The 4,211-nt window shown below is 65.6% G+C and carries 2 protein-coding genes; both read left to right on the forward strand.

Going from position 1 to position 4,211, the window contains the following annotated elements:
• Positions 1–191 precede the first annotated feature (191 nt).
• Complete coding sequence (locus tag AB3X07_RS13410) at positions 192–1,106, forward strand: hypothetical protein (RefSeq protein ID WP_369939095.1); 915 nt, start codon at positions 192–194, stop codon at positions 1,104–1,106.
• A 1,278-nt stretch (positions 1,107–2,384) separates the two neighbouring features.
• On the forward strand, positions 2,385–4,157 hold the full coding sequence (locus AB3X07_RS13415) for an ABC transporter ATP-binding protein (protein ID WP_369939096.1): 1,773 nt from the start codon (positions 2,385–2,387) through the stop codon (positions 4,155–4,157).
• The last annotated feature ends 54 nt before the right edge of the window (positions 4,158–4,211 follow it).

Below are 4,211 nucleotides of genomic sequence, written 5' to 3' on the forward strand. Positions count from 1 at the left end.
ACACGCCACTCCCCGCGCCTCGACACCGGCAACCTCGGCACGCGCACCCTGACCGGCATGCAGCACCGGCCGGATCGCCATGCCGTCGCGGTCGAGCGGTTCCCTGATGCTCCTACGGGAACAATTCCTACGACATGTCGGCGCGAACAGCGTCCATGCCTTGGCTAGACTTGTGCGCAAGAGCGACTGGCATGGGAGCCGGCATGGTCACTGGAAGAACAGCAGGCAAGAACGTCACGCGCGCCGCCACAGGTCCGCTCCGATACGCGCTGGGCGTGGCATTCGCGGTCGCGCTGGGGTCCGCGAGCGCGGCCGACACCAAACCCGCGCCCGATGCCGCGCAACGCAGGCTGCAGGACACCGCGTGGGTCCTGTACCAGGTCAACGATGCACATGGCAACGCCATCGCGCCGTTCGCGCAGGGCGCGGATGGCAACAGATCCATCCTGCCGGTGCTGTTCCGCGCCGACTACCTGGAATTCGCGACGGCCTGCGGCAGGCGCGTGGCGCCGTACCGCGAGGAAAACGGACACGTCGTCATCGCGCAGGCCTATGCATCGCAGGACGCCTGCAAGGCGGACGCGGCACTCGCGCCGTCGATCGCGCGTTTCCGCGGTGAATTCTCCATCTCGTTCGTCCGGATCGCCGGCACCGACAAACCGGCCCTGCGGCTCAAGGCGCCATCGGGCGAGGAGTTCCTGCTCTACGACAACGGACAACTGCGTTTCACCGATCCGGCCGACGTTCTTCCGCAGCCGCGCGTCCTTTACCTTCAAGTCGGGCCAGACACCATGGGCTGCGGGTACAACGGGCCAGATATTCCGGGACGCCCGGAAAACGTCTGCGTCGTGGCGCGGACGGTAACGCAAGGCGCCGACGGCGCATGGCACGCCGACTCGACGCCGTATCCCGTCATGCCCTTGATCCGAGGATTCGAGCCGCCCCCTGGAAGTCGAAGCATCGTGCGCATCCTGCGTTACGAACTGGCCGATCCCGACATCCATGCCTCACGCTATCGCGACGTGCTCGACATGGTCATCGAACAGGAGCTTCCCGAGAAGCCGCCGACGGAGTATCGCAACCCTCCTTATCACTGGATCCCGTGATCGGTCTGCCGGCACACGCATCCGCGCGCGCGCCGGCGAGGAGTGAGTCCGCAGGCGTGCAGCACGCCATGAAGCGCGCTTGCGAGACGCCATCAGACAATGCCGAAGACCTCCACGTTCGATACAACCTCAAAAAGCACCAGCGCTTAACACGGCGATGATCGCGATGTCGCCAGTCCTCGCCGCGTCCTCCCCGACCACCCTGCCGCGACATACACACCGACACGGCACTACTGCCGACCTCGGCCTGTGACCTCGACAATCGCCATCGCAGGGACCAGCCATGCACGCCACTCCCCTCAACTGGCGGAGCACAAATGCACTGGAGCGCGGATGACATCGAACCGTGTCGACATGATGCGACGCACAACGCCGTAATAGCGGACCAATGCGACAACATCATGTCGCATCGCGCGCCAAGATCAGCAAATGAATCATGCGCATCGAAGCCTCCTCGATGCACGATTCGCCCATGGCAACAAGCCGAATCCATCGCTGCCGCGCCTAGCACCACACTGCACTCACGATCGCTTCCGTCATGAAACTGCGTCGCGCGCCATGTGACAACGGCATACGCATCTGCGCTCTTCTGCATTCTTCACACCGCGGCATCACGTTTGCGCGCGACATGCGGAAGCGTACACAAGAAGTGTCTACGCCACCGTCCATGTGCACACATCATTTGCTTCACACTAGTTTCGCGACAGGGGAAAAGAACTTCCAAGAATGGAAGTGAGCAGCAAAGAACAGGAGCCGTCATGACGGACGTAGTGTTCGGACAGCATTCCCCGGGCGTGTGCTGATGGATTGTTTCGCGCGACACGCCTCGCATCCTGATCGTTCGCAAGCATGCTGTGCAGCGCGAACACCGCGATCACCTCGCCGACGTTGGCGCCGTGCTTCGACGCCCCCTTTGGCACCGGCGGCCCCTGCGAACCGCGCCGCGCTGCGTGCGGGCAAGCCTCCGATCCTTGGCATCGAGCTTCGCGACACTCGCCGTTGCGGCAGCGCGCCCGCCACCACCCGCAGCCGGACATGCGACCTCAATGCCGGACGGGAACATGCCATGCCGCTTGATGCCAGAACACACGCGGCTCGGTACTTCGCACGCGCAAAACTCCGGCCATGCAGTCTCCGTTCGCGATGCCCCGCGCACGGCATGCACGCCGATGCATCGCGGCGGCAAATCGCCACGAACACGCCAACACTGCAGCATGCGGACGCATGCGATCGCGCGCACGGATGGCCGATGCCGCCAGCGCACGCTGCGGAACTGCCATGACCTCGTCCTCCAACCGCGACCTCTGGCGCCTGCTGCGCGGTGCCCGCCCGTCGCCCGCTGCGCTGGCCATGGCCACGGTGATGGCGATGGCATCGGTCGCGGGAACCTTGTTCTTCCCCATCCAGACCAAGGCGATGATCGATGGCTTCGGCCGCAATGGACTCGATCCGTGGCCGATGCTCGGCCTGGTCGGGATTCTGGCCGCCGCCGCATTGCTCAATGCCGGTTCGGCGTATCTGTTGGCGCGGGTCGGCTACCAGGTGGTCGCGCAGCTGCGCCTGCAACTGGTCGACAAGTTGTTGCGCCTGCCGATCGCTTCGTTCGACAGCGAGGGCAGCGGCGAGCGCGTCAGCCGCGTGGTGCGCGACTGCGAGTCGATCTCCGAGTTGATCGCGCGCCAGACCGTGAATCTGGTCACCGGGATCCTGCTGCTGTTGGGTTCGGTCGTGGTGCTGCTGCTGCTGGACGTGCGCCTGACCCTGACCTTGCTCGGCTCGATCGGCGCGGCCTTCGCGATCATGATTCCGATCGCCTTTCTGCTCGATGGCCTGTCGCGCCGCATCCAGGACCGCACCGCGCGTTTCAGCGGCATCCTGACCCACATCTTCCAGGAAATCCGCCTGGTCAAGGCCTTTACCGCCGAGCGCCGCGAGCGCGACCGCAGCCGCACGGAGATCGACGGGCTCAAGCGCCTCGGCCTGCGCGTGGCGCGGATCAACGTATTGTTGGAGCCGCTGATGGGCCTGGCGATGACCCTGGCGATCCTGGTCATCCTGGTCTATGGCGCCGCGCGCGTGTCCGCCGGCGAGATCACCGTCGGAACCCTGACCGCGTTCATCCTCTACATTTTCAATGTCGCCACGCCGTTGATGCAGCTGACCCATTTCACTGCCGAACTGCAGAAGGCCAAGGGCGCCTCGGTGCGCATCGCGGCGATGCTGCGCGAAGACGAGGAAGAGGCCCGCCCTGGCCGCGCCGAACGCAGGCCGGGCAAACCCCTGGAATTCCAGGACGTGTGCTTCGCCTATCCCGGACGCGCCACGCCGGTGCTGCGCGGCATCGATCTGCGCCTGGAGCCCGGACAGACCGTGGCCCTGGTCGGCGCCAGCGGCAGCGGGAAGTCCAGTTTGCTGGCGCTGATCGAGCGTTTCTACGAACCCAGCAGCGGGCGCATCCTTTACGACGGCCACCCGATCGGCGAGTTCCCGCTGCGGCAGTGGCGCGGCAGCATCGGCTATGTCGCGCAGAACGCGCCGGTGATGCCGGGCAGCGTGCGCGACAACATCGTCTACGGACTGGAAGGCGAGTTCGGCGACGAACAAGTACGCTCGGCGGCGCATCGCGCCGGCGCGCTGGACTTCATCGAGGCCATGCCGCAGGGGCTGGACACGGTCCTTATCGAACAGGGCAACAACCTCTCCGGCGGCCAGCGCCAACGCATCGCCATCGCCCGCATGTTCCTGCGCGATCCGGACATCCTGATTCTCGACGAAGCGACCTCCGCGCTCGACAGCGAGACCGAGCATCAGGTCAAGCTCGCTCTGGACGAGCTGATGCAGGGCCGCACCAATATCGTCGTCGCGCACCGGTTGTCCACGGTGATGCACGCCGATCGCATCTGCTTCCTCGACGGCGGCTGCCTCTCCGGCATCGGCAGCCACTTGCAACTGTTGGCGACCCACCCTCCCTACGCGCGCCTGGTCGAGCGCCAGTTTCAGCGCCCAACGCACGCCGAGTCCGTCGCCGAACCCACGCTCGCCGCGAATTGAACCCGCGCGCGCGCCTTGCGCCGCGCCTCTCCGCATCCGATCCATGGTGACCCC

This window comes from Xanthomonas sp. DAR 35659 (assembly GCF_041242975.1).
In the GTDB taxonomy this organism is placed as follows: domain Bacteria; phylum Pseudomonadota; class Gammaproteobacteria; order Xanthomonadales; family Xanthomonadaceae; genus Xanthomonas_A; species Xanthomonas_A medicagonis.